This is a genomic window from Haloarcula ordinaria (genome assembly GCF_029338275.1).
Classification (GTDB): Archaea; Halobacteriota; Halobacteria; order Halobacteriales; family Haloarculaceae; genus Haloarcula; species Haloarcula ordinaria.
In genome coordinates, this window is record NZ_CP119789.1 from 2,238,200 (window position 1) to 2,263,863 (window position 25,664).

The window sequence follows — 25,664 nt, forward strand, 5'->3', positions numbered from 1 at the left end:
TAAGCAGTTTGGGTATCGCCGACCAGTATCAGTTCGGCGTCAGGTCTCGGACTCGACGAGGGTGTCGTCGAAGGCCCACGTGACGACGCGCGCCTCCACCAGGTCCCGCTCGTCGACGTAGGGGTCCTCGGGGTTCGAGAGGGTCTTGGTCGCCGACTCGCGCATCTCCCGTTCGAGGTCGCTATGGTCGGGCTCGTCCCGGATGTCGTTCAGCAGGGCCTCGAAGTCCTCGCGCAGGTCGAACGAAGCGTGGGCGACGTTACAGCGGGAGAGTGGACTCATTCCCGTCTCCAGGACGAGGTCGCGGACCGTCTCCCAGTCGCTCTCACAGAAGTAGATGGACACCTCCCCGACGATGTCTCGCCACGCGATGGCCTCCGAGTGTTTCAGCAGCGGGACCGCCCGCGGCGGGAGGTCGATACGCGTCTCGATATCCGGGTTCCCGCACAGGCAACACGCGGTCTCCGTCTTCCCCGTGTACATGTCCCTCCCTTCGACCGCACAGACTTGGGTCCAGTGCCTATCTAGTGAGCAGTGACGTGCCACCGTGACACAGGGCGGCCACAGTCGACGTCCCAAAGGCGCTGCGTGACAGCCGTTCAGACAGCGAGAAGTGGTCTGCTAGAGTCATACGTTCCAGGCGGACACGGAACGCTTTACTCGCCGGAGCGGGGACCGGAGCGTATGGATACGGCCGAGCGACTCGACCTGGTGACGAGACACACACAGGAGGTCGTCACCGAAGACGAACTCACCGAACTGCTCGACGACGACCCGTCGGCCTACATCGGCTACGCGCCGACCGGCGAGATGCACATCGGCCACTTCACCACGATGCGCAAGCTTGCCGACTTCCTGCAGGCCGGCGTCGACGTGACCGTCCTCATCGCGGACCTCCACGCCCACCTCGACGACAACAAGAGCCCCTTCGACCTGCTCGACGCTCGCTCGGAGTACTACGAGGTCGCCATCGAGGCGATGATAGCCGCAGCCGGCGCCGACCCCGACGACGTCGAGTTCGTCCGCGGGACGGAGTTCCAGCTCGACGAGGAGTACACCCTTGAGATGTACCGGATGGCCGCGGAGACGACCATCTCTCGCTCCCAGCGTGCCGCCAGCGAGGTCGTCCGCGAGTCTGAGAGTCCGAAGCTCGGTGGACTCCTCTACCCGCTGATGCAGACCCTCGACGTGAAAGCACTCGACGCCGACATCGCTTACGGCGGTGTCGACCAGCGCGGCATCTACATGCTCTCGCGCGAGATTCTCCCCGACCACGGTGGGCAGTCGCCGGTCTGCCTGTTCGCGCCGCTCCTGTCGGGCCTCTCCGGCGGGAAGATGAGCGCCTCCGAGGCAGCCTCGAAGGTCAACCTCACGGACAGCCCCGAAGCAGTCGAGGAGAAGATCGGCCAAGCCTACTGTCCGGCCGGCGAACTCGAAGACAACGGCGTCCTCGAGTACCTCGACCACCTCGTCTTCCCGGTGCTCGACGAGCGTGGCGAAGACTTCGTCGTCGAACGGCCCGAAGAGTACGGCGGCGACCTCGTCTACGAGGACTACGACGCCGTCGAGGCGGACTTCCTCAGCGGCGAGCTCCACCCGGCCGACCTGAAGCCGTCCGCGGCGGCTGCCATCTCCGACGTCATCGATCCGGTCCGCGAGCGACTGGCCGACGAGACGGACCTGCTGGCCGAAGCGTACCCGGAGACGTACGGCGAATAGCGACCGATCGATTCGGCCCACGCGTTCGCTGTCGAAACCGATAACCCGCCGGTTCACCCACTCGGAGACATGGACGAGCGGTCCCGCCTCGGCGTCAGAGAGACCTACGAGACCATTGGCGAGCACTTCTCGAAGACCCGCGAGTACGCCTGGCCCGAGGTCGAAGCGTTCGTCGGGACCGACAGGGACGTCCACACCGCGCTGGACGTCGGGTGTGGGAACGGACGACACGCAGTCCTGCTCGCCGACGTCGCCGCGAGAGTCATCGGTATCGACGCGAGTCGCGCGCTACTCACTGCGGCCCGGGAGCGGGTCGGTCACAGAGCCGACCTCGTTCAGGGCGACGCCTCGCGGCTCCCGCTTGCGACCGACAGCGTCGACCTCGCCGTCTACGTCGCGACGCTTCATCATCTCCCGACAGAGCGCGACAGAGCCGCTAGCCTGGACGAACTCGCTCGCGTGCTGGCCCCAGAGGGCCGGGCGCTCGTCAGCGTCTGGAGCACGGCCCACGACCGGTTCGACGTCGATGAAGACGCTCCCGTCGGATTCGATACGACCGTCGACTGGACGCTCCCCGACGGTGAGACTGTCCCGCGGTTCTACCACATCTATGCGCCCGCCGAGTTCCGTACCGTCTTAGCGGAGAGCGAGCTGTGGGTCGTCGACTTCGAGCTGTCGAGCGGGAACTGCTACGCTGTCGTCGAACCAGAAGGGAAACGCCCTTAACCGACACCCGGGTATGGGCAGCTACGTTCGCGTCACGGCGACGCCGTGGACGGACGCCTGACGTCGTGCGGCGGTGGTCTAGTGGTAGGACCTGAGCCTTCCAAGCTCATGGCCCGGGTTCAAATCCCGGCCGCCGCATCCTGCGAGGAACAAACGTGGTGAGCGTCTGCTCGGCCACGAAACCGGCAGCGAGTACCCGGTAACTTAGAGACAGCCGTGCCACACCTGTCGTCGACGGGATTACTGCCTGACGTCGTCCCACACGTCTGAGGTGATCGTCGCATCCGGGTTGTCCGGGTGCGTGATTGTGAGCGTATCCTGGCGCGTCTCGCCGACGAGGTCGACCGGGTTGCGCTCCGGACGGTCACGGGTCGGATAGGTGAACGGCCGTCGCCGGTCGGGAAGGCCGCTGACGCTACCCCCCTCCCGATGGTCGGCAATGTCGTCCGTCGGCGCGGAGGTCGGTGTCGCGTTCGTGCACTCCCCGCTGCTCGATGGCACGATTCGTCGAGCCAACGGAATGCGCCGGAGTACGGGTACCAGTCCGTCGAGAACCCGTCGCTTGAGCGACTTCGATTCCGCCTTGGTTCCCGTGATTGCGTGCCCACCCTTTCCCCCTCCCTTGGGTGTGACACTCATACCCAGAGGTTGGGTACCGGGCTACAAAATCGTTGTGACGCGGGCGCGTTCAGAGCTCGATGCGTTCGACGATCTGGTCGCCGTTCTCGTGGCTGTTGATAGCCACGATTCGGACCTGGTTCTCGAGCCCGGACTGGTTCAGCTTCGCCTTCAGGAGGTTGTCGACCTGGTAGACGCCGGCCGCGTTGTTCATCGCGATCTCGACCAGCACCGGGAACTCGTCTCCGGCACTCAGCTCGACCCGTTCGATGGCCTGGCTGGAGACGGTGTTGATGCCACGACCGCCGCTCTCGTAGGGAATCCGGGAGCGGCCGCGCTCCATGTCCAGCGCGTCGGCGACGCGGACCACGCCGGCTTCGAGGGTCAGGGGAGTCTCCTCGGTGTGGTGACAGAGGATGGCGTGGAGCACCTCGCCTTTGACGCGAATCGCGTCGGCGACGTCGTAGAACTCGGGGAGGAACTCGTCGAGGACGTCGGCCGCGAGCGGGATGGAGTAGTACGGGTGGGAGTCGCGGTGCACGACGTGGCCGATGTCGTGCAGTGTGGCCGCGAGGGCGATGATGACGGCTTCGTCAGCCTCCTCGAGTCTCTGGTCGCTGGCGCCGTTGAACTCGACGCCGCCTCCTTTGAGCAGATCGTACAGGCAGAGCGCCCTGTGACGGACGATGTCGATGTGTTTCGCGCCGTGGTCGTTGTAGCGCATCCGGGTGACCGGATTGACGTTCTGTGCGTCCAGGTAGGTCGCGATGGTCTCACTCTCCGCAATGGAGTGTAAGACCGCGTTCACGCGCTCGTCGGGGAACGCGTGCGGTGCGTTCTCGTCGTAGTGCCGACCGCCGTGCGTGGCATCGTCGCTGCTCATACCCTCGGAGAGGCGGCCCACTGCAAAAAGCGCTTCCCGGTGTCAGTCGTCGCGCACGGCCGCGACGACCTCGTCGTAGTCCGGTTCGACGCCGGGGTCGTCGCTCACCCAGGCGTAGGTGACCCTCCGGTCCTCGTCGACGACGAAGACGGCCCGCTTCGCGAGGTTCCGGATACCGCTCGATTCGAAGTCCATCGAGATGTCGTAGGCGTCGATGATATCCCGGTTCGTGTCGCTGAGGAGGGGAAACTCCAGACCGAGCTTGTCGCGGAACTCGTTGAGCGCGAACGGCGTGTCGATGCTGATACCGTACACCGAGACGCCGGCATCGGCGAACTCGTCGAGGCGGTCCTGGAGCGTGTTCATCTCGTGCCTGCACGTCGTCGTGAACGCGCCGGGGAAGAACGCGAGGACGACCGGCCCGTCGTCTGCAGCGTTCGAGAGCGTGAACTGGTCAACGGCACCGTTCGACAGCGGGGCGGTGAAATCGGGCGCAGTGTCGCCAGTCGAAATCATGTCTTCCGGGCCTTTGCAGTGGCCCGTGATAGCCCTTGCGAGATTCGGACAGCGGGGAGGTGAGTCGGTCGTGTTCGCCTGACAGGTGGCAGCGACGCAACGGCTGAAAATCCGCTAACGGCGGCCCTGGAACGGGACTTTTGCAAAAAGACTATAATAACAACCACGTAAACTCAGATTACAATGGCAGCACCATTCGTACCACTGTTCCCCGGGATGCCGGGGACGACGGAGATGATGGTCATCCTCCTCATCGCCGTCCTCCTGTTCGGAGCGAACAAGATACCGAAACTCGCACGCTCGACGGGCGAGGCGATGGGCGAGTTCCAGAAAGGGCGCGAAGAAGTCGAGCAGGAACTCGAAGAGATGCGCACGGGCGCCACCGGCGAAGCCGAGAGTGAGGCCGCCGAGCCGAGCACCGAAACCGAGCCAAGCGCCGAAGCCGAGTCGACTGTCGACTCCGAGACAGAGACCGAGAAGTAACTCTCCCCCATCTTCCTCCGTTTTGCGCTCCGTTAGCGGGAGCGAAAGCGTTTTTCACGCGCTGCACGAGCACCGAGTAGGGCGTGTGGCCTAGTGGACGAGGGCGAGGGGTTCCTAACCCCTAGACCGCGGGTTCGAATCCCGCCACGCCCGTAGTGGATGAGCGATAGCGAACCCCGGAGGGAGACCGGAGATTCGAAGCACGGAACGAGCGAATGGAGTGAGCGAAGTTCAGGCGGTTCGAATCCCGCCACGCCCGCTCACTCGCGTCGCTTGTTTGCGGCCATGACGAATATCCCGAAAGATCCGGATTCGCTCAATCCCGCCACGCTATCGCCCAACACCAACCACCAGTGAACGAGGTGGGAGAGATTCAGATTCTGTCAGTCGCAGCCCCGAACGGAGGGGGCTCACTTCTTGGTCCGATTCGGAACCGCCGAATATCCGGCCCGTGACCAGGCGGTTATTCCTCGACGATAATCGCCCCACGCATCCCGAGGGCGTGATGCGGGGCACAGTAGTAGCGATACGTCCCAGCCGCGTCGAACGTGTGCTCGAAGGTGCGTCCCTGCTCTGGACTCACGTCGTCTGATTCGATATCGGCGTCATCGAACGCCACGTTGTGCCCCCCGTCGTTCCCGGTCCACTCCCAGACGACGGTCGTCCCCGTCCGGACGCGGAGGACAGGTGGGGAGTCGCATTGCAGGGCAATGGTTGTCTCCGGGCAGTCGAAAAGGGGCACCCTCCTTTCCAGACTCTGAAAATCGGCGACCACCCTTTACTGTACAGGTAGTTTCGACTCGAATACGAATTGCCGGGCGGGCACCAGTCTGACCGTCACGTTGACAGTCCTCCGCGTGATAGGTCCGAGATAGCAGCCCTGAACTGCCGCTTCGTCCGCTATCGCCCCCAAACAGCCCCCACCACCGCCCCTCGGACAAGGAGTGTCCCCGCGTGTCACGAGAGGAGCAGCCAGATCAGCAGCCGATATTCGACTCGCTCGCAGACCGCGACTGTCGCCGCATCCTCGCGACACTCGACGAGCCGTTGCCGGCGAAGGCCGTCGCGAACGCGTGTGAGTTGCCCCAGACCACCACGTACCGGAAACTCCAGCAGCTGTGCGAGGCCGGACTGGTGGACGACCGGACGGAACTGCGGTCCGACGGGCACCATACGACGACGTACGTCCGGGACTGCGCAGGTATCTTCGTCACGATCGAGGGCGACGAGCAGTTCGACGTCGACCTGTTCGCGGACCGCGAATCACCGTCCGAGCGCCTCGCACGCCTCTGGACCAGAATCGGTGAGGAACTATGACCGGTGCAGCCCACTCGGCGTACTCAGTCTCAGGATAGTGACGCTATCGCTCAGAACACTGATATCAGTGGTCGCCAAAGGTGGCGCTCGGCTCGCAATCGATCACTGAGACTCCGGCGACCGCTATTCGACGACGATGGCGCCTTTCATCCCCAGCGTCGCGTGGGGGGTACACTGATAGAGGAAGGTCCCGGACTCCTCAAACGTCTGTTCGAACGTCGTCCCCTCCTCGGCGACGGCGGGTCCGGAGTCGAACGCTTCGTCTTCGTCGACGACGTTGTGCGTGCCGCCCTCGCCGTTCCACTCCCAGACCACCGTCGTGCCGGTCGAGACCGACACGGCTGCGGGTCCGAAGGCGAAGGCCCCGCCGTTGCCCTCCGCGCCGACGGTGACCGACACCTCGTCCTGGCCGGTCATGTCCTGGACCTGCCCGTCGAAGTTCGAGGTGTCGCTCAGGTACTCCTGGACTTCGCTGCTGGCGCCGCTTCCGCCGTCGCCACCCGAACCACCGTCGCTGCTCCCGTCACTGTCGCCGTCGCCGCCGTCACCGCCGCCGTCCCCGCCGTCACCACCGGACCCGCCACAGCCAGCGAGCACCGAAGCGACCGAGACAGCGGCGGTACTACGGAGGAACGTCCGTCGATCCAGGTTGGTTTGCATACACGTATCTGTTGGCCTTGAAGACATAAAAGGCGGTCGTTTTCAAACCGCGTCAGAAGGCGGTAAACTGCCGTAATCGGCGAATTATGCAGGAATCAGTCACGATTATTCCTGGATGTATCACTCCTGTTACTAACCGAACCGAGCCAAGGATTGATGCCTGTCGAGGCCTATAGTCTGCCGATGAACTGGAGCGCTGAACCGTGACCGTCTGGCTTCGCGGTGACCACCTCGTGCGACGGCGCGGCCCGCTCGCAGACCGGCCGGACGACCGGGTCCTGCTGGTGGAGTCGGAATCGTTCGGACGGAAGCTCCCCTACCACCCCCACAAGCTCACGCTGGTGTTCAGCGCGATGCGGCACTTCCGCGACGAGCTGCGCGAGGCCGGCCGACGTGTCGAGTACTACTCGGTCGGAAGCTTCAGGGAAGGCCTGGAAGCGTACTTCGAGGCGTATCCTGGGGAGACACTGGTGACCCCGTCGCCACCGACGCCGAGTGAACGAACGCGGCTCGAAGCGATGGTCGAGTCGGCAGGTGGGTCCGTCGAGTTCGTCGCCGACGAGCGGTTCTGCTGTTCGCGCGCTATGTTCGACGAGTGGGCCGGCGACGCAGACGGATACCGGCACGAGGATTTCTACCGGTTTCTCCGCCGCGAGACTGGCTATCTGATGGCCGACGGCGAACCAGTCGGCGGGTCGTGGAACTACGACGAGGAGAACCGAGAGACGCCGCCGGACGACTGGACGGCCCCGGAACCACCGAACTTCGAGCCTGACGAGTTGACCCGCGACACCGCAGCGTGGGTCAGAGAGACGTTCGCCGGCGGGTACGACGCGGAACCCTACGGCGGAGACTGGGCCGACCCGGAGACGTTCAGGTGGCCGGTGACGCGTCGGCAGGCCGTCCGTGCGCTCGACGACTTCGTCGAGAACCGGCTGACCGAGTTCGGCCCGTACCAAGACGCGATGCGCCGGTCGGAGTGGGCGATGGGCCACAGCCTCTTGTCGACGTCGCTCAATCTCGGCCTGCTCGGTCCGGCAGAGGTCATCAAGCGGGCGATTGCCGCCTACGAGGACGGCGACGCGCCACTCTACAGCGTCGAGGGCTTCGTCAGACAGATACTCGGCTGGCGCGAGTTCCTCCGCCACGTCTATCGTCGGGAGATGCCCGCGCTCGCCGAGGCGAACCAGCTCGGCGCCGACGAGGACCTGCCGGCGTTCTACTGGACCGGCGACACGGAGATGGCGTGCCTGTCAGACGTCGTGGACGGTGTGCGGAGACGCGGCTACTCCCACCACATCGAGCGCCTGATGCTCCTCTCGAACTTCGGGCTCGTCTACGGCGTCGAACCGCGGCAGCTCAACCGCTGGTTCCACGCGGGGTACGTCGACGCCTTCCACTGGGTGACGACGCCGAACGTCGTCGAGATGGGGCTGTTCGGTGCCGGCGTCTTCGCGACGAAACCCTACGCCGCCTCGGCCAACTACGTCGACAGGATGAGCGACTACTGTTCGGGGTGTCCCTACGACAAGACGAAGGCGACCGGCGAGGGTGCGTGTCCGTTCAACGCGCTGTACTGGGAGTTCCTCGACCGCAACGAGAACCGACTCCGGTCGAACCACCGGATGGGGCTCGTCTACAATCACCTCGACAACAAGGACGACGGGGAACGAGCGGCAATCCGTGAGCGCGCCGACGACGTCCGGTCGAAGGCCGAACGCGGGGACCTCTAGGCCCCACCGGACCAGCACTCACTCCTCGGGGTCGGTCTGTCGCCGCTGACGGAGCTCGTGACGGGTGAACTGTGGCTGTGACAGCCGTGGCCCGCGCTGGCGTCGGAACGAGAGGAGGAGTGTCCCGCCAGCGAGCGTCGTCAGTGCCACCGCAGTCCACAGTGCGACCGGGGTCCCGCGGGTGTAGAGGAACGCGACGATTGGCACACCGGCGCTCAGGACGAGCCCCAGCAGGAGTCGGCGAGCCATGCGGGTAGTTAGTCCCCCGCTATCCTCCATGAGCGCCTGGACGAGCAGGTCGTCGCGACTCGCGGTATCGAGCGCCGTTTCGAGGCCTCGCGGCACGCGAACCAGTGCCCGACTCGTCGCCCGGACGGTGTTCGTGAGTTCCTCGCGAACGGCCGTCCCGGCCTCCGCCGCACCCTCCTCCATCACGTACTCGGTGATGATGTCGATGAAGTCGAACTCGGGGTCCAGCGTCCGACAGACGCCCTCCAGAACCGTCGTCACGCGGACCACGAGTGCGAGGTCCTGGGGGAGGCGCATCGGGAACTCGTACAGCTGCTCCTCGAACTGGCCGACGAGCTCCTCGATGCGGTACTGGCTGATGTCCTCGCCGCGGAACTGTTCGATGGCGATCTCGAACGCTTCCCGCATCACCTCGCGGTTGGCGTGTGGGTCCATCGCCCCCATCGCGACGAACGCGTCCATCACCCGTTCGACGTCGTCGGCCGCCAGCGCGATGTAGAACTCCATCAACTGCTCCCGAGTCTGGGGACCCAGAGAGCCGGTCATCCCGAAGTCGTAGAAGACGAGCGTCCCGTCGGGCTGGACAGCCAGGTTCCCCGGGTGCGGGTCGGCGTGGAAGACACCGTCCTCGACGATCATCTGGATGTACACCTCCTCCAGGCGCCGGACCACCTCCCGGCGGTCGATGGCCAGCTCGTCCAGCCGTTCCACCTCGTCAATCTTCACCCCGTCGACGTACGTCATCGTCAGCAACCGACCGGTGCTGTGGGTCTCACGAACCGACGGGATGGCGATGTCGTCGCTGTCTGCGAAGTTTCTCCCGACCGTCTGAAGCATCCGGGCCTCGTGCCCGTAGTCCATCTCCCTGCGGATGGTCGCGGCGAACTCCTCGGCCACGTTCTCCAGGGTGAAGGCCTGTCCCGGTGGCGCGCCGCGAGTCAAGATCGGTAGCAGGACGGACAGCACCCGGAGGTCGGATTCGACCCGTTCGCGGATACCGGGCCGGAGCACTTTCACGGCGACCGTCTCGCCACCACACTCGGCGACGTACACCTGCCCGAGCGACGCACCGCTGATGGGCGTCGTCTCGAACTCGTCGAAGTGCTGTTCGATGGGGCCGAGCTCGCTCTCGATGACGCGCTCGATGTCGGCCCAGTCGTCGGGGGGAACCCGGTCCTGGAGCTCGGCCAGGACCTCGACGTACTCCTCCGGGAGCGCGTCGGGCCGGGTCGAGAGCATCTGGCCCAGTTTGATGAACGCCGGCCCGAGTTCGACGAAGGTGGTCTTGAGTTCGCGGGCGCGGCGGGTCCGCTCGGTCGACGAGACGGAGCGCGACCGACCGAAGAAGATGAACCGCCGCCTGTCGCGGGCCCAGGCGAGCACCAGCGGAACGAACTGCCAGACGATGACGCCCGTCCGCCAGAGCGCCCGCAGCGTCACGCTGAGTCCGGTCGGCTGGGTGCTGGCGCTCGAGGACGTGCGTTCTCCTGCACCGGCGGACTCACTCACTACCGTGGGTTCGGGGCGCGTGACAGATGAGTGTACTGGAACGGGGTAATCTCTACGGGGTGTCTCACAGCGGTATCTGCTCGGCAGCGAGACCGACTGCAGTCTCCCAGAGCGAGACGCCCACCGTCACCGAGAGGGCGAAGTCGAGCGCGAAAAACAGGAAGAGGGCCGCGCCGACGAAGTGGGCCTTCCGGAGGTCGAACGCGTTGGAGAACCGATGGAAGAACAGCGCGTTCGCGATGCTCACCGGGAGTATCGCCAGCATCTCGCCAGTCCAGAGCGCCGTCGGATGCGCGGCGTACTGCGTCGCGAGCGTGATGGTAATCATCTGCGTCTTGTCGCCGAACTCGCCGAAGGCCATCATCGCGAAGATGGGCAGGAAGCCGCCGAGTCTGTTCGGGACGCGCACGTCGACGACGGGGAGTCGGACGTCGATTTCACCACCGTCAGTCAGGTATCCTGCCGGACTGTCGCCCTCGAGCCCTCCCGCAGTGGGGGCCGACCGGACGAGCAGGACGGCGAAGACCACGAACAAGACCGCCGTCAGGGCGTCCAGATAGATACCTGGCAGCAGTTCAGTAACCCGCTGACCGAGCCAGATTTCGACGGCCGTCCAGCCGGCGAAGGCGCTCCCCGCGGCGGCGACGACCAGTGCCGGACTGAACCGCGTCGAGAGGCCAGCGATGATGAACTGGACCTTCTCGCCCGGGAGGACGGCCAGCTGGGCGCCTGCCGCGATGAGGGCGACGCCGAGCCAGGTGGCTTCCGTCATGTCTGTGAGCGTTCGTCGGGGCCGCGACTGACCGTATCCGCGCCGGTCGCTTCGAGCGGCCGAACCTGGATCGCCTCGGTGATGTGGTCGGGGAGCGAGACGGTCGAGGTGCCGTCGATTCGGACCGTCATCATCCCGATGGGCGCGACCTCTTCGACGGTGAACCGGGTCCCCGGAGTGATGCCCTGTCTGTCGAGGTAGGTGAGCTCCTCCGAATCCCGGTCGCGGACCCGGACGACCTCCAGGTGGTCGCCTTCGTCGTGGTCGGCCAACGAGGACTCGCCCGCGTCGTCGATGGGTTCGAGCGCGTCGTTGGGAATCGGGTCACCGTGCGGATCGACGGCCGGCTGGTCGAGCCTGTCGGCGACGCGACGCTCGAACTCCTCGCTGATGTGGTGTTCGAGAATCTCGGCCTCCTCGTGTACCTCGGCCCAGTCGTAGCCCAGTTCCTCGCTCAGGAACGTCTCGATGAGGCGGTGATGGCGGATGACCTCCAGGGCGACGGTCTCGCCCTCCGGCGTCAGCGTCACCCCCTTGTACTTCTCGCGGTCGACGAGTCCTCGCTCTGCCAGCTTCTCGACCATGCTCGTCGCCGTCGGCGGGGTCACGTCGAGGGTCTCGGCGAGTCTGGAGGTGGACACCGCCCCCCCGTCCTCCCGTTCCAGGCGGTAGATAGCCTTCAGATAGTCCTCCATCTTCGCGCTCAGCATACCGCGAATTAGACGCGTCTAATTCAAAAATATGGTGGTATTGAGTCGCGCGTCGTGACACGGGAGCGCGCTAGTCACTCGTCGGCAGTGTAGGTCTCTGTTCGCGTCCGCGTCAGCAGATAGAGGAAGAGATAGCCGATAGCGCCGAGGAGAAACAACGTCGCCGGAATCAGGAACGGCCCGAAGGTGCTGACGAGCGTATCGACCAGCGGGGTGACGAACATACCCCGAGTTAGGGCGGGGTAGTGATAAAACGGCGAGGCGGGGAGTCGGTCCGGTAACTATAGGTGGGACTGGCGACCGGCGATACGAGATGGCTCCGAGAGGGCACTCAGATGAGGTCCTGGTCCTCGAGGGAGGTCATCACGTCGTCGACGAACTCGTCGACGTTCTCGTAGGGGAACTCGCCGTCGAGCTTCGTGTTGAGTTCCATCGCCGTCATCGAGAAGTCGCCCGATTCGAACTTCGTCGACGGACCGCCCGGCAGGGCCGGGACGAGGTCCATCGGACTGGAGATGGGGTAGTCTGCGCCCTCGAACGCCTCGACGAACTGCTCTCGGAGGTCTGCTTTGTCTACCATTGTTCGTCTCACTGTAGCGCCACACGTTGCATAAAAGGTTCGAAGACGCGACACTATTCCGTTGTTGGAAGTTTATTCGCGTCGTTCAGGTTCTTGTCCCTCCGTCCCTAACGACGGCTATGGTCCCACAGCGTCGACGGCAGTTCCTTCGCGCCGGCGTACTCGCACTGGGTGGCCTGGCAGGGTGTGTCGGGCCCAGCGGTTCAGCGTCCCCCGATGCAGCGGGAGACTCCGGCGACGGAACCAGAGCGGGCCCCACAGACGGACAGTCGAACCAATCACTCGAGTCACTCGAACTCCGGACCGAACCGGTCGCCGACGGGCTCACCGCACCCGTTGACGTCGCGGTCCCACGCCCCACCGAGTACTTCATCGCCGACCAGGCCGGTACCGTCTCGCGAATCGGTTCCGACGGCGAGCGAGAGACGGTCCTCGACGTCCGGGACCGGATGGTCACCGTCGGTGGCTACGACGAACGGGGCTTGCTCGGTCTGGCCCTCCACCCGGACTACGACGGCGACGGGCGACTGTTCGTCAGGTACAGCGCTCCACGACGGGACGGGACGCCCGAGAACTACTCCCACACGTTCGTCCTGGCCGCGTTCCAGGTCAGCGAGGGCACCGTCGACCCGTCGAGCGAACGGACGGTACTCGAGATCCCACAGCCCCAGTCGAACCACAACGCCGGGGCCATTGCCTTCGGTCCGGACGGCTATCTCTACGTAGCCGTCGGCGACGGTGGCGCGGGCGGCGACCAGGGCCGAGGACACGTCGACGACTGGTACGACGCCGTCGACGGCGGGAACGGACAGGATATCACCGACAACCTCCTCGGGAGCATCCTCAGATTGGACGTCGACGACGTGCCGAGCGGCGACGCCTACGGGATTCCGGACGACAATCCGCTCGTCGACGAGCCCGGCCTCGACGAGCAGTACGCCTGGGGGTTCCGGAACCCGTGGCGGTTCTCCTTCGGTCCGGCGGGACGATTCTTCGTCGCCGACGTCGGCCAGAACGAGTTCGAGGAGGTGAACGTCGTCGAACGCGGCGGGAACTACGGGTGGAACGTCCGTGAGGCGACACAGTGCTACAACGCGTCTGAGTGTCCGTCGGAGACACCGGACGGCGACCCGCTGCTGGACCCGATAATCGAGTACCCGCACGGCGGGGCCGAGGTGTCCGGCGTGTCGGTCATCGGCGGCTACCTCTACGACGGGGCGTCGATTCCCGACCTCCAGGGACGCTACGTCTTCGCGGACTGGCGGGTGAGCGGTCGGCTGTTCGTCGCGAGCGAACGCGAGTCAGAGCGGTGGCCGGTCCAAACGGTGCCGATCAACGGCGACGACTTTGGGTCGAACGTCCTCTCGTTCGGCCGGATGCCCGACGGCGAACTGCTCGTCTGTACGACGGATGGGGGCGGTGTGAGCGGGGACAGCGGCGTGGTCCATCGGATTCGCGGGGCGTGAGAACAGGAGACCGGTCGATAGTCTCGGCTCGTTGTCCGTCCGGTCCGTGTGCTACCACGTCTGCCGATACGGTTTTACGTCGGAATTGGCTTACGTTCGGTAGAGATGATGGCAACGACACACGCGCTCGTCGCGGTGGCGGTCGCGTCGCTGTTCGCCTTCACCAACCCCGAGTCCGCGAGCGTCGCGCTGGTGGGGGCCTTCGCGGGTGGGGTGTTCCCGGACCTGGACCTGTACTTCGGCCATCGGAAGACGCTGCACTTCCCGACGTACTACTGGCCGGTCGTCGCCGTCTCCGGACTACTGGTGTTCGTCGGGAGCAGCCCCTTCACCGTGGGCCTGTTCTTCTTCACCCTTGGCGCGGCCCTGCACTCGACGATGGACATCTTCGGTGGCGGCCTGGAGCTTCGGCCGTGGGAGGCCGGGTCGGAGCGGGCGGTGTACGACCACTTCCGGAACCGCTGGCACCGCCCTCGACGGTGGATTCGCTACGATGGGGCCCCCGAAGACGCCGTCGTCGCCACTGCGGTCGCGGTCCCATCGCTCGTCGTTGCAGACGGGTCGGTGGAACTGCTCGTCGTCGGGGCCATGCTCGTCTCGCTGACGTACGCGCTGGTCCGCCGGAAGATCCCGCTGCTCGCCGGACTCGCGCTCAAGTGCGTCCCGGCACCGCTGTACGGCTACGTCCCGGAGCGATTCATCGAGGGGTAAGTCAGGCCTCGCCGTCGCCTGTCTCGCCCCGGTCGATGAGATTCTCGAGGCACTCGTCACCGAACGCCAGGACGACCAGCGCGCCGAGGAGGTTGAAGCAGAGGTCGAATATCGTGTCCCGCGTCCCGTAGGTCATCAGGACCGGCTCGATGCCGAGTGCCTCGGCCGTGTAGTGTATCGCGTACTCGCCGAGTTCCCACAGGACCCCGGCGACACCGACGACGCCGAGGACGTTCACCGTCGGGTCCGCCCCGCGGCGGCGAGTGACGACGTGGACGAGGCCGCCGAGGAGCGTCGCCGAGTGCGTGTGGGTAAGGTGGTCCCACCACCAGGTGTCGTCGTACGGTCCGAGCATCCCGACGGCGTGTGTGACCATCGCCGAGCTGGCGTACAGGCGCTGCCAGGGGCGGAACTCGACGTCGTAGGTGGACTCTAGGATGCCAGGCAGGAACGTCCCCGCGAGCGCGAGCAGCGCGTTCACTGCGGCCCCCCAGCTCCGCCGTCGGAGCGCGATGACGAAGAGGACGACGAGCGAGATGCGCATGCTCCGCTCTCCTTCCTCGGCGAGTCTGGGAGCCGATGGCGAGAACACGGGTGATCTACTGGCTACTGAGGGTCGGCGTCAGAAAAGGCGTTTCGCCCGGATTCCAGGTCAGTCGTCGGCGAGCACAGCCGCGTCGCCGTGGGAGACCTCGTCGCCGAGGACCGTCATGAACTCGGCGAGCCACTCGGGGTGGTCCGGCCAGGCCTGCCCGGTGACGAGGTTCCGGTCGCGGACGACGCCGTCGACCCACGAACAGCCGGCCGCCTCGCACTCCGGGCGACAGGCCGGATACGACGTCGCCTGGTACCCGTCGAGGACTCCCGCGGCGGCGAGAATCTGTGGGCCGTGACAGAGCGCCGCGACTGGCTTGTCGGCCTCGAAGAAGTGCTGGACCGCCTCGATGACTTCCTCGTATGTCCGCAGGTACTCCGGTGCCCGGCCGCCGGGGACGACCAGTGCGTCGTAGTCGCTTGGGTCGACGTCGGCCATCGTCGCGTTGAGCTCGAAGTCGTGCCCACGCGCCTCCATGTACGTCTGGTCGCCACGGAAGTCGTGGATTGCCGTTTTCACCTTCTCGCCGGCTTCCTTGTCCGGACAGACCGCGTGGACCTCGTGGCCGACCATCTGGAGTGCCTGGAACGGAACCAATATCTCGGCGTCTTCGCCGAAGTCACCGACTATCATCAGGATGTTTTTGCCCATTGGTGTCACCGAACTATCCTTCTCGCCCGGAAGAAATAAAGACAGAGGTGAATTATCATCAAGAAAATGATTTATCGCTCGAAGACCCGCCCCACGTCTGCCAGCGAGTCGATGACGTAGTCCGGTCGCACGTCGCTCCGGGCCAGGTCGTCTTCGTCGGTGACGCCGGTCATGACTAGCGCCGTCGTCATCCCGGCCCGCTCGCCCATCGCGATGTCCGTGTCGAGTCGGTCACCGACGATGAGACACTCCTCTGCCGGGCGACCCACGCGCTCCAGTGCGGCGTCCACGGCCACCTGGGAGGGCTTCCCGAGAATCGTATCCGGTTCGCGCTCGACGACGCCGGCTATCGCCCGGATAATCGCCCCCGAACCCGGCACGGCGTTCCCGTCGGCGTCCGGAAACGTCCGGTCGGGGTCGGTCCCCAGGAACACCGTGTCGTCGTCTATCGCGCGGAGCGACGCGACCATGTCCCGGTAGTGAAACGAGTCGGTCCAGGAGGCCAGCAGGACGTCGGCGGCCGCCGGGTCCTCGACGATGTCCGTAGCGGTCCGCCGAACGTGTGTCCGGAGTTCGTCGCTGCCGACGACGAACACCGACTCACCGGGATGCGTGGAATCGAGGTAGTCGCAGGTGACGACGGCGGAGGAACACGCCTCGCCGGGACGGGCGTCGACACCGAGGCCGTCCAGCCGTTCGACGTACTCCGTGCCGTCGTGGAGCGGATTGTTCGAGAAGAAGCAGACCGCTGCGTCTCGGCGTCGAATCTCGTCGACCGCGTCCGTCGCGCCCGGGATGAGCGAGTCGCCGCGGTAGACTGTGCCGTCCAGGTCGAGGATTACGCCCCCGTAGGTCATCTTGCGCCAGTATGCGCCCGACGGGGAAAAGTGCGTCTCGTTCGAGTCAGTCCCCGCGCGCGCTCAGCGCCACCAGCACGACCCAGCCGGTGATGACCAGCGCGCCGGCGATCTCCGGAACCGCCAGCCCGGCCCTGAGAATCGGGCCACCAGTGCTCCACCACCACCAGACGCCGACGTGGACGACGACCAGGGCGAGCGTCGCGACGCCGCGTCGAACGGCCCCGGCGATGAGTGCGCCCGTCCCGTCGAACGACATCGCGACCATCGAGAGCAGGTAGAGACCGATGGCCGCTGGCGCGTGCAGTGGTTGCGACTGAGGGAAGACCCCGACGCCGACCATCGCGACCATGGCACCGGCGAACGGCGGGACCGCGAGTCGCTGGACGTGGTTGTCGGCCACCGCCCAGAGCGCGACCGTGAACCCGACGCCGAGCACGCCGCCAAGCACGAGTCCGCCGTTGAACAGCGCCGTCGTCACCGGTGTCGCGACCGCCGTCCCGGGCTGACCCAGGTTCGAGAGTGCGTTCTCCGACCAGCTGAACGACGGTGACGCGACGACGGCACTTAGAATCGCTACGTTGGTCGTCACCACCGAGGCGAGTCCCGCCGCCACGCTCGTCTGTAACCGGCTGGCCGGGCTCATTGCGTCGGCACCACTCGGCGCGGGCTGTTAACTGTTCGTCATCAGCGCTGACTTTCGACCAGGGGCGTCGGCGGCGCGAGGTCGATGTCCATCCCGTGGCTGTAGTGGACCAGCGGTCGCTCGTCCGTCCGGGCCAGGCCGATAGTCTCCAGGAGCGCGCCGTCGACCGTCGCCTCGACGGGGGCGAGTCGCCAGGGGTCGTGCCCGACGCTCCCGGAGAGTCTCACGCCGAAGGCACCGGTCGTGAAGTACCGGTCCCGTTCGACGAGGAAGGCCGAGAGCGAATCCGGTGGTGCCGTCGTTCCTTCCCCAGCGGTGGGACTGTACTCGACATCCATCGCACGCCGTCCCTCGACATCGAGCGTCCGGCGAACAGCGCCGTCAGACTTCTCGTGGACTTCGAGCCGTCCCCGTCGATAGGGGAGTCTGAGCACGCGGGACGCCGTCTCCGTCGTGAACTGGTCGCCCGAGTACAGCGCGAGGAAGTAGACGCCGCGCTGGTCGTTCGGACCACGGACGTACGTCCGGACGTTGACCGCGGGGGCCGGGCTCGTGAGGTCGATGCCGAACGCCTCGACGCGTTCGACAGTGTGGGGGATGGCCGAGACCCAGGCGTCGCCGTCGATAGTCTCGACAGTGAGCCAGTCGGGTACGACCCGGGCGAGGGCATCGCGGCCGACCGGCCAGTGACAGAAACAGATGTCGACGAGCGACGTCCGGAGTGGAGTGACCGAGACCACACAGTCGCTTGGGGCAGCGTGACAATCAGTGTAGCGCTCGCGGGCTACAGTTTGTGCAGTACGCCGGCGGTCACGTCGATGCCGGAACTGTAGTGCACTATCGGCTCGCCCGCGGGGTACTCGAACCCGTTGACGTCGAACAGCTCGTTGCGGCGGACGTCCGCGGTGCCACCCTCCAGAGGCCACGGGTCGTGTGCGATATCGGCGTAGTAGACCGTCCCGTCGGTGCTCTCGGCGTAGAACCGGTACCGTTCGACGAGGAACTGCTCGAGGCTCTGTGGTGCGGGTGCCGAGGGGTCGTCGTCGCCGTGATACGTGACGTCGAACCGGGCGGTCGGGGCGTCGCCACCGGGCCGTTCGCTCCGGAACACGACGGTCCCGTCACGGGTTTCGACTGTCATCTCGGCCGGGTAGTATGGCAACATGAACAGCCGACGGGCGAGCCGAACGCTGAGCGCGTCGTCGGCGTCGAGGTTGTAGAAGTACACGCCCGGGTGCCCGTCGACACGGACGTAGGTCCGCAGATTCAACTCGTCGAACGAGCGCCCGACCGGGCTGCCACGCGGCCTGATGTCGGCCATTCGGAACGGGACGACCCCGAGGTAGGCGTTCCCGTCGTACGTGTCCACGGTCAATGGTGGGGGGAGTGTCCGAGCGACGACAGCCGGGTCGACCGGCCAGTGGAGGAAGCCGACGTCGCGCCAGCGCATCCGGAGAACGTTCATACGTGCGCTTGGGCTTCCAGGACTTTCGTCCTGTCGTGAGACTTCGCCCCACACCCTCGGCAACCCTTTTGCGCCCGGCGGCCGACAGCCCTCGTATGGAGTTCGAGGTCATCCAGGGCGACATCGCCGTCCAGTCGGCGGACGTACTGGTCAACGCCGCGAACACGAGCCTCCGGATGGGGTCCGGCGTCGCCGGCGCGCTCAAACGCGCAGCGGGCTCCGGCCTGAACGACGAGGCCGTCTCGAAGGGGCCGGTAGACCTCGGCGGCGTCGCGACGACGGACGCGTACGACCTCGACGCGACGTACGTGATTCACGCGGCGGCGATGCCGCCGGGTGGGTCCTCGACGGCCGAGAGTATCCGGGACGCGACGCGAAACGCGCTCGTCGAGGCCGACGAACTGGACTGTGAGTCGCTCGTACTCCCGGCTATCGGCTGTGGCATCGCGGGCTTCGACTTCGAGGAGGGTGTCCGCATCATCTGTGAGACCATCAGCGACTTCGACGCCACGAAACTCTCGGACGTCCGTCTCATCGCGTACTCGGACGAGGACTACGAGCGCATCCGGCGCGTCGCAAGCGAGGTTCGCGACGCGTGACGGACCAGTCGAGCGAGGAGACACGGCAGACCGGCGAGAGCGGGCGTGACGGTCCGGTCCGCTGTCCGGTCTGCGGGGCCGACTTCGAGTCGGTCTCGGTGCACGACGAGGGACTGATGGTCAACCTGCTCGACAACGAGCGGTTCAGACGCGTCTGTTTCCAACCGGTCAGTGACGACGACGGGGCCCCGCTGGTACGGTTCTTCCATCACACCCACGAGCAGGCGGGGACGGCGTCCCCCGGCGAAGTCGGCGGGCGCGTGCCCTGATTGTCGTCACGTCACCGTCAGCCGTCCGGCGCGCCACTCCCACAGGACTTCGAGCGAGAGCCAGACGAGGAGCCAGGCGGCCAGGAACGCGAACAGCAGCAGGGTCGAGGAGAGGTAGTGCAGGACGTCGCTGGCCGCCGCCAGGGTAGGGTACAGCATCGCGGTGCCAACGAGCGTGACGGTGAAGCCGACGAAGCCGGTGATGTAGTGCTCGACGGGGTCGACTGGCACGCCCTGTCTGCCGTCCGGACTACGCGTCGGCGCTGACCTCGTCCGCTCGTCTGTCTGTGACGCGGTCATAGTTAACACACCACATGTAAACAGATGAGGCCGGCCTATATAATAGTTGACACCAGCCGGTCCTCGGGCCAACTGAGCCAAGATTCCCCACGCGCTATGGCTGTGGGTGTCGATACTCAGCCGACGGGGTCCTTCAGGAGCCTCGTGATGGCTTCCGCGGCATCCTCGAAGGCCTCGACGTCCATCTCGTCCGTCGTCAGGAGGACGCCGACGCTGTCGCCGAGGATACGGATGACGTACCCGTCGTCGTGGATACGGACCGTGAACTCGTAGGTCCCGATGCTCGAGGGGTCGTTGGGGACCGAGAGCACCGAGCGGATCGGTGCCTCGTCGAAGCCGATCCGCTCGAACTCGACGAGCCGTGATTTGACCTCCATCGCACCCTGTTCTGTCTCGTAGAGGTCCTTGCGGACGTACAGCAGGTCCATCTCGTGTTCACCGAAGTAGATGACGCTCCGAAGGGAATCACCGAGCGTCGTCCGGGCGGCACTCACGACGCTGTCGGCGAACGGGGTGTCGATGCCAGTGCTGAACGGAACAGAGTACATGCCCTTGATAGGTAATTGTACATAATAAAGTTATGTACCAGTATTTCTCTACAGGATAAGAAAATTCTCCGGTCAAACCGACTCATATGCGTTTTTCGCTTCAGCCGACCAACAGCGGTCCCTGCGCCACTCCGTGGCGATGTCGATAGCTGACCTCACTCGTGTCCGGACACTCTGACAGGTTCGTAGGGCGCTTCGAGCCACTCGACGTCGTCCGCCGCGAGGTCGATATCGAGGGCTTCGACGGCGGCTTCGAGGTGTTCGATACTCGTGGTGCCGACGATGGGGGCGTCGACCCAGTCTTTCTCCAGGACCCAGGCCAGGGCTATCTGAGCCATCGAGGCGTCGTACTCGTCGGCCAGCTCCTCGACGCGCTCGTTGACCTCGCGACCGGCGCCCTCGAAGTAGGGCTGTTCCCTCGCGTAATCGTCCCCCTCGCCCCGGGTGGTCGCCTCGACCGCCTCGTGTGGTCGGGTGAGATAGCCCCGGGCCAGGGGGCTCCACGGGAGGACGCCGATATTCTCACGGTCACACAGTGGCAGCATCTCTCGTTCCTCCTCCCTATAGAGGAGGTTGTAGTGGTTCTGCATCGTCGCGAACCGTTCCAGCCCCGCCCGGTCGCTGGTCTGCAGCGACTCGGCGAACTGATGGGCCCACATCGACGACGCGCCGACGTATCTTGTCTGTCCACGACGCACCAGATCGTCGAGCGTCCGCAGCGTCTGCTCGATAGACGTCTCGTAGTCCCAGCGGTGAATCTGGTAGAGGTCCACCGTCTCCATTCCAAGCCGCTCGAGGGAGTTCGCACACTCCTGTTCGAGGGCCTTCCGCGAGAGGCCGCCGGAGTTCGGGTTGTCGTCGTCCATCTGGAAGAACCCCTTCGTGGCGACGACCTGTGCGTCCCGTTCGTAGTCCGCGAGGACGTTCCCGAGGACGCGCTCGGACTCGCCCAGCGAGTACATGTTGGCGGTGTCGAAGAAGTTGATACCGAGGTCGATGGCTCGCTCGATTATCTCCCGGCTCTCCGGTTCGTCGAGCACCCAGTCCCGCCAGTCGGAGGTCCCGAAGCTCATACAGCCCAGACAGATGCGGCTGACGTCCATGCCCGTCGAGCCGAGTGTAGTGTACTCCATACCCCCGTCGGGGCCGCCGAGTACAAAAAGGTAGAACCCGGTTCAGAGGCCTTCGACGTCGACGGTGGCGACGTACCGACGGGCGGCCGCGTACGCCCCGACGGCGACGGCGACGGTGGCGAGCACGTGGCCGTAGGTGGCAAACGTAGCGCTATCGACGGCGAGTTTCGCTACCGTCGTCGCCGGGTGTTCGGGGAGCAAGACCGCAGCACCGAACACGACCAGCGTCACCACGGAGTACAACAGCTGTGCGGGTCGCCGGCGTTTCGTCGCCAGTCCCAACACGACGCCGAAGGTGACCACGAGCAGCGCCACCGCCGTGACGAACACGATGAGCGTCCCCAGGTTCGCGACGGTGATACCGTTCGTCGACAGCAAGAGCACCCAGAGCACGGCCTGGACCGGCGCCAGGACGACCATCCCCAGCGCCTTGCCGTCGACGATGTCCAGGAGCGAGACCGGTGCCACGCGGAGCAGTTCCAGCGTCCCGCGCTCGATCTCCTCGGTGACAGTGTCGACGGCGACGGAGCCGCTGATGAACGGCGGCAGGAACAACAGGAGCGGAATCAGCACCGTGTAGGTGAACCCGAAGTAGGGACTCGCACCGACGGTCTGTGGCAGCGGGGCCGGTGACCGGTCGAGCGACGCCGCTCGCTCGACGCGTTCCTGGCGCTCGAGTGCGTTGAGGACTCGCCGTACCTCGACGACGACGAGCGTCGAGCGGATGCTCCCCTCGGGAACCGTCGCGATGACGTCGACAGTCCGCCCACCGCCGTCGGGCGCCGAGACGTACTGGCCGACGAGGACAGCGTCGACTCGGCGGTCCTGGAACGCCTGTCTGGCTCTGTCGGGGTTCTCGTAGGCCACCGCGCTGGCCCCCTGCTGTTCCTCGGCGGCCTCGAGCAGTTCGGTCCTCGCGTCGCCAGTTACCGCCATCTCGACGTCCTGGGTGGCGACCGAGCCGGGGTCGTACAGCGAGGTCAGGCCGACCACGAGGAACGACGAGAACCCGGCGACGAACAGCTGGATGAGCAGCGCCAGCACGATGGTCTTCTCGCGAGACAGCGAGAGGACGTCCCGCTTCGCGACGACGAGCCGTGGGTCGCGCCACGGCGAGCGTCCGTCAGACAAGGCTGGTCACCACCGTGAGGTTGTAGGCGAAGTGAACCACGACGGCCGCTCCGAGGCCGGCGACGTACCCCGTACGCCCGCGCGTCGCCCCAATGGCCGACAGCGCGGCCGTCACCGTGTGCAACACGAGCGGGGCCAGCAAGAACAGTAACGCCACGAGCCACAACGGGACGCCGGCAGGGGGCGTCGCCCCCTGGAGCGCCGCCTCGCCGATGGGCAGACTCTCTAAGTTCGACAGCCGGGCGATGAGCAGCCCTTTCTCGGCGAGGAAGAATCCAAGTCCAGAGAGCACGCCCAGGCCGAGTGCGGACCGAATCGTCCGCTCGTACCGCGCGGCGTCGTACCCAGCGTAGATGTGGAGGCTCTTCGCCACTTCCTCGACGACGGCGACGACGCCCAGGATGAGCAGGACGCCGAGCGTCTGGTTGGTGCCAAAGAGGTTCAGCGACACGGAGTCGAGGATGAAGAGGAACGCGATGGCGACGAGTTCCGCGACGACGACGAACGGCAGGAGGATGACGCTCATCTTCGCCGCGCTCCGCCGGGACTTGATGCGCCCCGAGAGCGCGTCTAACACCTTCAGCGGAATGGGGCGCTGGGTGAACATGTCCTCCTCGCGGTAGAGCCCCGCCCCGAGGCCGAACAGGACGAGCGCCGTCACCAGCGGTGGCAGCGTCGAGAAGGTGAACGCTGCGGGGCTGATGGCCTGGCCGGTGAGGTCCATCACGACCAGCGTCAACGGCGAGATGAGCGCGATGGGCGTGATGTCCGTGAAGATAGCCGGGACGAACGCGTAGGAGGTCAGCGAGACGGTGATGGTGACCGTCACGAAGGTCAGTTCCTTGAACGACCGGGCGAACATCGCCCCGCAGAACGTCGCCGCGAGGAAGAGCATCGCGAGCGGGACCACAGCAAGGACGGAGATGGGACTCCCACCGGGGGCGAGCCCGCCGAAGCGAAGCGTCGCGGTGATGACCGTCGCGACCCCGAGGGCCCCGAGGAGATACGGGAGCGTCTTGCCCGCGATGATGTCGCCCCGGGATGCGGGGGTCACGAGCAGCAGTTCGCCTCGGCGGTTCAACCGCTCCGAGAGCATCGACGACCCGTAGGCCTGGATGACGAAGTTCATCGGGACGATGTAGAGGAAGGCGAGGACCAGCGACTCGAACGGGAATGGTGGCGAGATGTCGGAGGGCGTGCCGCCGGTCACCCCACCGGTCAGCCGGGCACCCAGGCCGCTCAGGCTCGCTCCACCACCGCCCGCGGTGCCGTCACCGGTACGTCCGCCGCTTCCGCCAGATGCTGCTCCATCACCGCTCCCGCCGTCGCTGCCGCCACTGCCACCGTCGCCCCCGCCGTCACTGCCGCCGTCGCTATCGTCACGCGGGTCGAACACGTCGGTGCCGGACTGTTCCCGGTAGACGACGGTCACCGAAACGGGGAACGCGGCCGTCTGGTTGTCGTCGCGGGCGAGCGTCCGGTCGTTGTACCGCTCCGTACTCGACCGGAACTCGTCGAGCGCGGCCCGTTCCTTGGGAGTCCGTGGGACACTCAACAGACTGGGGCCACGGAAGAGAAGCTCCTGGTCCCGCCGCTCGACAGCCGCGGGGTCCGGCTCCTGGACGACGAACGTCCCGTCCTCGGCCGCGACGTCGTAGAACGGACTCGACTCGTCGACCCCGACGCGGTAGAGGCCGTCGTCGAGTGCCGCGCCGCCGCCGCTGACGGCGATGGCGGCGACGGCGCCCATCGCGACGATGGAGAGCGCCATGATGGCGACGGTTCGTCTGTCGACGCCGCCGGCGTTCTTCGTCACCTCCCACTTCGCGACCCGCAGGAGCTTGTCCCACTCCATCTACGCCGCGTCCTCCTCGACGTACCGCGTGCCCCTGGTCCCCGCGTCGGCGACGTTGAGGAACACCTCTTCGAGGCTGGACTCCTCGGTCCGGATATCGACCACTTCACCGCCCGCGGCCTGTGCCTGCTCGCGCGTCTCCTCGACGGCGTCCATGCTCTCGACGACCCGTTCGTAGTTGCCGTTGACCCGAACGGCGTCCGGGACGTCGACGGTGGTGTAGACGTGGTACCGGGTCTCGCCGTACTCCGCCTGGAGCTCGTCCAGGTCGCCGCGGGCGACGATTTCGCCCTCGTTCATGATGGCGACACGGTCACAGATGGACTCGACGTGAAAGAGGTTGTGCGCGGAGAACACGATGGTCTTGCCCTCCTCGGCGAGTCGCTCCGTGAACTCGATGACGTAGTTCGTCGTCAGCGGGTCCAGTCCCGACGCCGGTTCATCGTAGATGAGGACGTCGGGGTCGTTGATGAGCGAGCGGGCGATGGCGACCTTGCGTTTCATCCCCTTCGACATGTCGCCGAGCTTCCGGTCGCGGTGCTCCAGGTCGAGTTCGTCCAGCGTCTCGTGCATCCGCGCCTCGGCGACGTCCGGGTCGACGTCGTAGAGGTCGGCGAAGAACTCCAGGTAGGAGATGGGCGTCATCTCCTCGTAGAGCGGTGATTCCTCGGGGAGAAAGCCGAGGCGGCGGCGCATCTCGGTCGTCTCGGTGTCGAGCCCCGCGATCGTCGCCTCGCCGCCCGTCGGGTCCAGCAGGCCGGCGAGCATCTTCAACGTGGTCGTCTTGCCGGCGCCGTTGGGGCCGATGATACCGAACACCTCGCCACGGTCGACCGAGAACGTACTGCCCTGTACGGCGACGAAGTCACCGTACTCCTTGCGAAGGTCACGGGCGTCAATCATCTGCGCGGGGGTTGTGACGGCACGAACCTATACCTTGGCGCCGGCCTATTGATTCTGATA

The 25,664-nt window shown here is 65.8% G+C and carries 32 protein-coding genes and 2 tRNA genes; 11 read left to right on the forward strand and 23 right to left on the reverse strand.

Annotated features, from left to right (window positions below; all coding sequences use genetic code 11):
* Positions 1 to 39: 39 nt before the first annotated feature.
* A complete protein-coding gene (locus P1L41_RS11825) occupies positions 40 to 483 on the reverse strand; it encodes a DUF7960 family protein (protein ID WP_276295933.1) in 444 nt (147 codons plus the stop codon).
* A 201-nt stretch (positions 484 to 684) separates the two neighbouring features.
* Between P1L41_RS11825 and P1L41_RS11830 the strand changes: the two genes are divergently transcribed.
* The 3 genes from P1L41_RS11830 to P1L41_RS11840 all read left to right on the forward strand — a co-directional run bounded on the left by P1L41_RS11830 (position 685) and on the right by P1L41_RS11840 (position 2,583).
* Positions 685 to 1,719 (forward strand): tyrosine--tRNA ligase, encoded by a 1,035-nt coding sequence (locus P1L41_RS11830; protein ID WP_276295934.1) that lies wholly within the window; start codon positions 685 to 687, stop codon positions 1,717 to 1,719.
* Positions 1,720 to 1,788: 69 nt separating this feature from the next.
* Complete coding sequence (locus tag P1L41_RS11835; protein WP_276295935.1) at positions 1,789 to 2,445, forward strand: class I SAM-dependent methyltransferase; 657 nt, start codon at positions 1,789 to 1,791, stop codon at positions 2,443 to 2,445.
* A gap of 67 nt (positions 2,446 to 2,512) precedes the next feature.
* Positions 2,513 to 2,583 (forward strand) — tRNA-Gly (locus P1L41_RS11840).
* A 102-nt stretch (positions 2,584 to 2,685) separates the two neighbouring features.
* Here P1L41_RS11840 and P1L41_RS11845 read toward each other — a convergent pair.
* Genes P1L41_RS11845 through P1L41_RS11855 form a run of 3 tightly spaced genes read right to left on the reverse strand, consistent with a single transcriptional unit; the run spans position 2,686 to position 4,462 of the window.
* A complete protein-coding gene (locus tag P1L41_RS11845; RefSeq protein WP_276295936.1) occupies positions 2,686 to 3,084 on the reverse strand; it encodes a hypothetical protein in 399 nt (132 codons plus the stop codon).
* 49 nt (positions 3,085 to 3,133) lie between these two features.
* Positions 3,134 to 3,946, reverse strand: coding sequence for an HD domain-containing protein (locus P1L41_RS11850; RefSeq protein WP_276295937.1), 813 nt, complete (start codon positions 3,944 to 3,946; stop codon positions 3,134 to 3,136).
* 42 nt (positions 3,947 to 3,988) lie between these two features.
* Positions 3,989 to 4,462 (reverse strand): redoxin domain-containing protein, encoded by a 474-nt coding sequence (locus tag P1L41_RS11855; RefSeq protein WP_276295938.1) that lies wholly within the window; start codon positions 4,460 to 4,462, stop codon positions 3,989 to 3,991.
* Between the two features lie 216 nt (positions 4,463 to 4,678).
* On the opposite strand from P1L41_RS11855, the gene P1L41_RS11860 reads away from it, so the two are divergent.
* Together P1L41_RS11860 and P1L41_RS11865 are read left to right on the forward strand one after the other, a co-directional pair.
* Complete coding sequence (locus tag P1L41_RS11860; protein WP_276298459.1) at positions 4,679 to 4,945, forward strand: twin-arginine translocase TatA/TatE family subunit; 267 nt, start codon at positions 4,679 to 4,681, stop codon at positions 4,943 to 4,945.
* Positions 4,946 to 5,024: 79 nt separating this feature from the next.
* Positions 5,025 to 5,098, forward strand: a tRNA-Arg gene (locus tag P1L41_RS11865).
* 310 nt (positions 5,099 to 5,408) lie between these two features.
* On the opposite strand, the gene P1L41_RS11870 is transcribed toward P1L41_RS11865, so the two are convergent.
* Positions 5,409 to 5,687 carry a halocyanin domain-containing protein gene (locus P1L41_RS11870; protein WP_276295939.1) on the reverse strand — a complete coding sequence of 93 codons (279 nt, stop codon included), beginning with the start codon at positions 5,685 to 5,687 and terminating at the stop codon, positions 5,409 to 5,411.
* Positions 5,688 to 5,899: 212 nt separating this feature from the next.
* On the opposite strand from P1L41_RS11870, the gene P1L41_RS11875 reads away from it, so the two are divergent.
* The gene (locus tag P1L41_RS11875; RefSeq protein WP_276295940.1) at positions 5,900 to 6,262 is read left to right on the forward strand and encodes a winged helix-turn-helix domain-containing protein; all 363 of its coding nucleotides are present in this window, start codon (positions 5,900 to 5,902) and stop codon (positions 6,260 to 6,262) included.
* 123 nt (positions 6,263 to 6,385) lie between these two features.
* On the opposite strand, the gene P1L41_RS11880 is transcribed toward P1L41_RS11875, so the two are convergent.
* The gene (locus P1L41_RS11880) at positions 6,386 to 6,922 is read right to left on the reverse strand and encodes a halocyanin domain-containing protein (protein ID WP_276295941.1); all 537 of its coding nucleotides are present in this window, start codon (positions 6,920 to 6,922) and stop codon (positions 6,386 to 6,388) included.
* Between the two features lie 203 nt (positions 6,923 to 7,125).
* Here P1L41_RS11880 and P1L41_RS11885 point away from each other — a divergent pair, with 203 nt between their 5' ends.
* Positions 7,126 to 8,655 (forward strand): cryptochrome/photolyase family protein, encoded by a 1,530-nt coding sequence (locus P1L41_RS11885; protein ID WP_276295942.1) that lies wholly within the window; start codon positions 7,126 to 7,128, stop codon positions 8,653 to 8,655.
* A gap of 18 nt (positions 8,656 to 8,673) precedes the next feature.
* On the opposite strand, the gene P1L41_RS11890 is transcribed toward P1L41_RS11885, so the two are convergent.
* The 5 genes from P1L41_RS11890 to P1L41_RS11910 all read right to left on the reverse strand — a co-directional run bounded on the left by P1L41_RS11890 (position 8,674) and on the right by P1L41_RS11910 (position 12,475).
* Positions 8,674 to 10,413, reverse strand: coding sequence for an ABC1 kinase family protein (locus P1L41_RS11890; protein ID WP_276295943.1), 1,740 nt, complete (start codon positions 10,411 to 10,413; stop codon positions 8,674 to 8,676).
* 64 nt (positions 10,414 to 10,477) lie between these two features.
* On the reverse strand, positions 10,478 to 11,185 hold the full coding sequence (locus P1L41_RS11895; protein WP_276295944.1) for a TMEM165/GDT1 family protein: 708 nt from the start codon (positions 11,183 to 11,185) through the stop codon (positions 10,478 to 10,480).
* Complete coding sequence (locus P1L41_RS11900) at positions 11,182 to 11,895, reverse strand: metal-dependent transcriptional regulator (protein ID WP_276295945.1); 714 nt, start codon at positions 11,893 to 11,895, stop codon at positions 11,182 to 11,184. The genes P1L41_RS11895 and P1L41_RS11900 overlap by 4 nt, the downstream gene beginning before the upstream one ends.
* Before the next feature lie 74 nt (positions 11,896 to 11,969).
* On the reverse strand, positions 11,970 to 12,119 hold the full coding sequence (locus P1L41_RS11905; RefSeq protein ID WP_276295946.1) for a hypothetical protein: 150 nt from the start codon (positions 12,117 to 12,119) through the stop codon (positions 11,970 to 11,972).
* A 107-nt stretch (positions 12,120 to 12,226) separates the two neighbouring features.
* The gene (locus P1L41_RS11910) at positions 12,227 to 12,475 is read right to left on the reverse strand and encodes an MTH865 family protein (RefSeq protein ID WP_276295947.1); all 249 of its coding nucleotides are present in this window, start codon (positions 12,473 to 12,475) and stop codon (positions 12,227 to 12,229) included.
* A 119-nt stretch (positions 12,476 to 12,594) separates the two neighbouring features.
* On the opposite strand from P1L41_RS11910, the gene P1L41_RS11915 reads away from it, so the two are divergent.
* Positions 12,595 to 13,941, forward strand: a complete 1,347-nt coding sequence (locus P1L41_RS11915) for a PQQ-dependent sugar dehydrogenase (protein ID WP_276295948.1) — start codon at positions 12,595 to 12,597, stop codon at positions 13,939 to 13,941.
* Positions 13,942 to 14,049: 108 nt separating this feature from the next.
* Positions 14,050 to 14,652 carry a metal-dependent hydrolase gene (locus P1L41_RS11920; RefSeq protein ID WP_276295949.1) on the forward strand — a complete coding sequence of 201 codons (603 nt, stop codon included), beginning with the start codon at positions 14,050 to 14,052 and terminating at the stop codon, positions 14,650 to 14,652.
* Between the two features lies 1 nt (position 14,653).
* Here the strand turns inward: P1L41_RS11920 and P1L41_RS11925 are convergent, their stop codons facing one another.
* The 6 genes from P1L41_RS11925 to P1L41_RS11950 all read right to left on the reverse strand — a co-directional run bounded on the left by P1L41_RS11925 (position 14,654) and on the right by P1L41_RS11950 (position 18,866).
* Positions 14,654 to 15,196 (reverse strand): DUF2238 domain-containing protein, encoded by a 543-nt coding sequence (locus P1L41_RS11925; protein ID WP_276295950.1) that lies wholly within the window; start codon positions 15,194 to 15,196, stop codon positions 14,654 to 14,656.
* A 108-nt stretch (positions 15,197 to 15,304) separates the two neighbouring features.
* Entirely contained in the window at positions 15,305 to 15,898 is a 594-nt protein-coding gene (locus P1L41_RS11930) for a DJ-1/PfpI family protein (protein ID WP_276295951.1), read from the reverse strand.
* Positions 15,899 to 15,969: 71 nt separating this feature from the next.
* Positions 15,970 to 16,755, reverse strand: a complete 786-nt coding sequence (locus P1L41_RS11935) for an HAD-IIA family hydrolase (RefSeq protein WP_276295952.1) — start codon at positions 16,753 to 16,755, stop codon at positions 15,970 to 15,972.
* 46 nt (positions 16,756 to 16,801) lie between these two features.
* Positions 16,802 to 17,401, reverse strand: a complete 600-nt coding sequence (locus tag P1L41_RS11940) for a DUF998 domain-containing protein (protein WP_276295953.1) — start codon at positions 17,399 to 17,401, stop codon at positions 16,802 to 16,804.
* Between the two features lie 41 nt (positions 17,402 to 17,442).
* On the reverse strand, positions 17,443 to 18,141 hold the full coding sequence (locus P1L41_RS11945) for a DUF2071 domain-containing protein (RefSeq protein WP_276295954.1): 699 nt from the start codon (positions 18,139 to 18,141) through the stop codon (positions 17,443 to 17,445).
* A gap of 44 nt (positions 18,142 to 18,185) precedes the next feature.
* Entirely contained in the window at positions 18,186 to 18,866 is a 681-nt protein-coding gene (locus P1L41_RS11950; RefSeq protein ID WP_276295955.1) for a YqjF family protein, read from the reverse strand.
* A gap of 95 nt (positions 18,867 to 18,961) precedes the next feature.
* On the opposite strand from P1L41_RS11950, the gene P1L41_RS11955 reads away from it, so the two are divergent.
* Together P1L41_RS11955 and P1L41_RS11960 are read left to right on the forward strand one after the other, a co-directional pair.
* The gene (locus tag P1L41_RS11955; RefSeq protein ID WP_276295956.1) at positions 18,962 to 19,465 is read left to right on the forward strand and encodes a macro domain-containing protein; all 504 of its coding nucleotides are present in this window, start codon (positions 18,962 to 18,964) and stop codon (positions 19,463 to 19,465) included.
* On the forward strand, positions 19,462 to 19,734 hold the full coding sequence (locus P1L41_RS11960; protein WP_276295957.1) for a DUF8145 family protein: 273 nt from the start codon (positions 19,462 to 19,464) through the stop codon (positions 19,732 to 19,734). The genes P1L41_RS11955 and P1L41_RS11960 overlap by 4 nt, the downstream gene beginning before the upstream one ends.
* Positions 19,735 to 19,740: 6 nt before the next feature.
* Here P1L41_RS11960 and P1L41_RS11965 read toward each other — a convergent pair whose 3' ends face one another.
* From P1L41_RS11965 to P1L41_RS11990, 6 genes are all read right to left on the reverse strand, one after another.
* On the reverse strand, positions 19,741 to 20,034 hold the full coding sequence (locus tag P1L41_RS11965; protein WP_276295958.1) for a hypothetical protein: 294 nt from the start codon (positions 20,032 to 20,034) through the stop codon (positions 19,741 to 19,743).
* Between the two features lie 116 nt (positions 20,035 to 20,150).
* Positions 20,151 to 20,582, reverse strand: a complete 432-nt coding sequence (locus P1L41_RS11970; protein WP_276295959.1) for a DUF7522 family protein — start codon at positions 20,580 to 20,582, stop codon at positions 20,151 to 20,153.
* A gap of 155 nt (positions 20,583 to 20,737) precedes the next feature.
* On the reverse strand, positions 20,738 to 21,715 hold the full coding sequence (locus tag P1L41_RS11975) for an aldo/keto reductase (RefSeq protein WP_276295960.1): 978 nt from the start codon (positions 21,713 to 21,715) through the stop codon (positions 20,738 to 20,740).
* Between the two features lie 42 nt (positions 21,716 to 21,757).
* On the reverse strand, positions 21,758 to 22,846 hold the full coding sequence (locus P1L41_RS11980; protein ID WP_276295961.1) for an ABC transporter permease: 1,089 nt from the start codon (positions 22,844 to 22,846) through the stop codon (positions 21,758 to 21,760).
* On the reverse strand, positions 22,839 to 24,701 hold the full coding sequence (locus P1L41_RS11985; protein WP_276295962.1) for an ABC transporter permease: 1,863 nt from the start codon (positions 24,699 to 24,701) through the stop codon (positions 22,839 to 22,841). Before P1L41_RS11985 ends, P1L41_RS11980 begins: the two co-directional genes overlap by 8 nt.
* A complete protein-coding gene (locus P1L41_RS11990; protein ID WP_276295963.1) occupies positions 24,702 to 25,604 on the reverse strand; it encodes an ABC transporter ATP-binding protein in 903 nt (300 codons plus the stop codon).
* Between the last annotated feature and the right edge of the window lie 60 nt (positions 25,605 to 25,664).